This window comes from Microbacterium sp. (assembly GCF_035554235.1).
Taxonomy (GTDB): Bacteria; Actinomycetota; Actinomycetes; order Actinomycetales; family Microbacteriaceae; genus Microbacterium.
Window position 1 is genome coordinate 1 of sequence record NZ_DATMIO010000045.1, and the last position, 2,355, is coordinate 2,355.

A 2,355-nucleotide genomic window follows, 5' to 3' on the forward strand; every position below is an offset into this window, starting at 1 on the left:
GACGGGCGCTCTGGATGTCTTCTCGACGTGGGTGAGAGAGACCCTGGGGATCACGGCGTTCGGCTCCGGCTGGTTCGAGTTCATCGCGAACATCATGTTCTTCGTGCCGTTGGGGCTGCTGCTCACCCTGCTGGTGCGGCGACCGTGGGTCGGAGTCCTCCTCGCACTCGCCCTCTCGGCGTGCGCAGAGCTCGCGCAGGGCCTCCTTCCGGCCAGAACCGCGAGCGTGCGAGACGTGCTGGCGAACGTGCTCGGTGCCGCGATCGGCGCGGCGATCGCCTGGGCGATCATTGCGGCCCGGCGGCGGCGATCGCCGGCCGGACAGGTTTCGTCGCACGACTAACGGACTCACTCATCCAGAGACGAGGCAGGGCCGCTCGCGGCCGCGACGGTCAGCCCCGCACGACCGACGGCGACCAGGCGTGCTCGATGAAGATCTCGGGCTCGCCTGACCCGTCGGCCGCCAGCGCCCACACGTCGGTGTCGCCGGCCACGCCCTCGCGGGGGAGTCCGTAGAGGATGGTCTCATCGTCGAGCCACTCGATCTGATCGTCGATGCCGCGCTCCTCCGGCAGCAACGTCACCCCTCCGGTGGCGAGATCGAGAACCGCCGGCGTCCAGTGCACCGTCGGCCCATCGCCCGAGGTGACGCGCTTGAAAGCGATGCGCGTGCCGTCGGGCGAGACCGATGGGCACTCCACGCCCTCAGCGACCGAGGTCAGCGTGCGCGCGCCGAGGTCGCCGAGAACGAGCCACGTCTTGCCGCCCGACGACGCGGTCGCATAGAACGTCTGGTCGTCGACGAACGTGACGCCCCAGAAGTTGCGGTCGATCGCCGCGATCGGCTGCCCGTCGATGGTCAGGGTGAAATCCTCGAGGTTGCCCAGGCTCTCACCCGCGGCCGTCCGGATGATGGTCTCCGTCGAGAATCCGACCGTGGCATACGAATGTCCCGTCACGAAGGCGGTGGTCGCGATGCGGCTGCCGTCCGCCGACAACCGGGTACGACTCGGGATGCCGGGCAGCGGCCACTGCGCCTGTTCGACGCCGTCGTGGTCGAACAGGGCCGCGGTGAAGGTGGGCGCGATGCCCCGCTCGGTGCGCAGGCAGACGAACTCGTCGTCGGTGGCGTCCACACGGTCGCACGCGGTATCGGTCACCGCACGCGCCGCAGTCGGGTCGTCGAGGGGCACGCTCGCGACGTGCCCGTAGCCCTGCCCCGAGGCCGTGTTGCGGAAGACGATTCGGTCTCCGGCCACGTCGACCGCCGATGCGGTCTCCACCGCGCTCGGGCTCGAGCTGCTGTTCTGGAATTCCTGCCATGCCAGCACGCCCACCACAGCGGTTGCGCCCAGCGCGAGCAGGGATACCGCGACGACGATGGTCCATTTCAGTCGCGTCGTCACGAAGCGCGGCTCCTGACGCTCGCGAGGAACGGTCGGAACAGGACGGCGATCAACGGGATCGCGATCGTGAGGAGCCCGGCCACGACGTACATCGACGGCTCGCGCCCGATCGTGAACCAGAGGATTCCGAACGAGGTCGACGCGATGAGCCTGCTGAGCGCGACGACGGTCTGCACTGCAGCGAGGCCCGTGCCGTGGGTTTCCGGTGTCGTCAGCTGCGCGGCGAGCGCGGCGAGCACGCCATCCGTGGAGGCGTAGAAGACGCCCAAGAAGAGGAGGCACGTCAGCGTCGCGGCGATGTCGGGGAGCGGCATCGCCGCCACGAGGTAGGCGCCGAGCAGCGCCACGTGGCCGAACACGAACACGCGCGCGCGTCCCACACGATCCGAGAGTCGACCGAGGGGAATGGCGAAGACGAGGAACACCACGTTCGTTCCGACGTAGAGCAGCGGGAACCACTGCGCCGCGAAATCGCTCCGCGACTGCAGCACGAGATAGACGAACCCGTCCCCGATCGTCAGCAGTCCCAGGATGCCTGCGCCGGCGAGCACGCGCCGCATCGGTCCTTTGAGCACCACGCCCCAGGCGAAGCGCTTGCGTGGTGCCCTGGGTCCGGTCACGGGGGAGTCGTCGTCGGAGGAGGTCGGCGCCCCCTTGCGATTGCGCGTGTTGGGCACGAGCAGCCCGAGGATCGCGACCCCGATCAACGCGAACGCGAGGGAGGCGACGAAGATCGTGTGGAACCCGTTCGGGATCACCAGCAGGATGAAGAACGCCACGAGGGGCCCGATCGCCGCGCCGATGTTGTCGAGCATGCGATGCACGCCGAACGACCGGCCGAGATCGGCGGGGTGGGAGGAGGCGGTGATGAGCGAGTCGCGAGGCGCCGTTCGGATGCCTTTGCCGATGCGATCCGCGGTCAGCACCGCGGTGATCGCCGCGAACCCCG

The 2,355-nt window shown here is 69.0% G+C and carries 3 protein-coding genes; 1 reads left to right on the plus strand and 2 read right to left on the minus strand.

Translation table 11 applies throughout. The features are described 5' to 3' along the window. On the plus strand, positions 1–343 hold a 343-nt coding region (locus VNT50_RS02125; RefSeq protein WP_325483458.1), incomplete at its 5' end, for a VanZ family protein. A gap of 49 nt (positions 344–392) precedes the next feature. On the opposite strand, the gene VNT50_RS02130 is transcribed toward VNT50_RS02125, so the two are convergent. Then, on the minus strand, positions 393–1,406 hold the full coding sequence (locus VNT50_RS02130; RefSeq protein WP_325483459.1) for a TolB-like translocation protein: 1,014 nt from the start codon (positions 1,404–1,406) through the stop codon (positions 393–395). Then, on the minus strand, positions 1,403–2,355 hold a 953-nt coding region (locus VNT50_RS02135), incomplete at its 5' end, for an MFS transporter (RefSeq protein ID WP_325483460.1). The genes VNT50_RS02130 and VNT50_RS02135, both read right to left, overlap by 4 nt.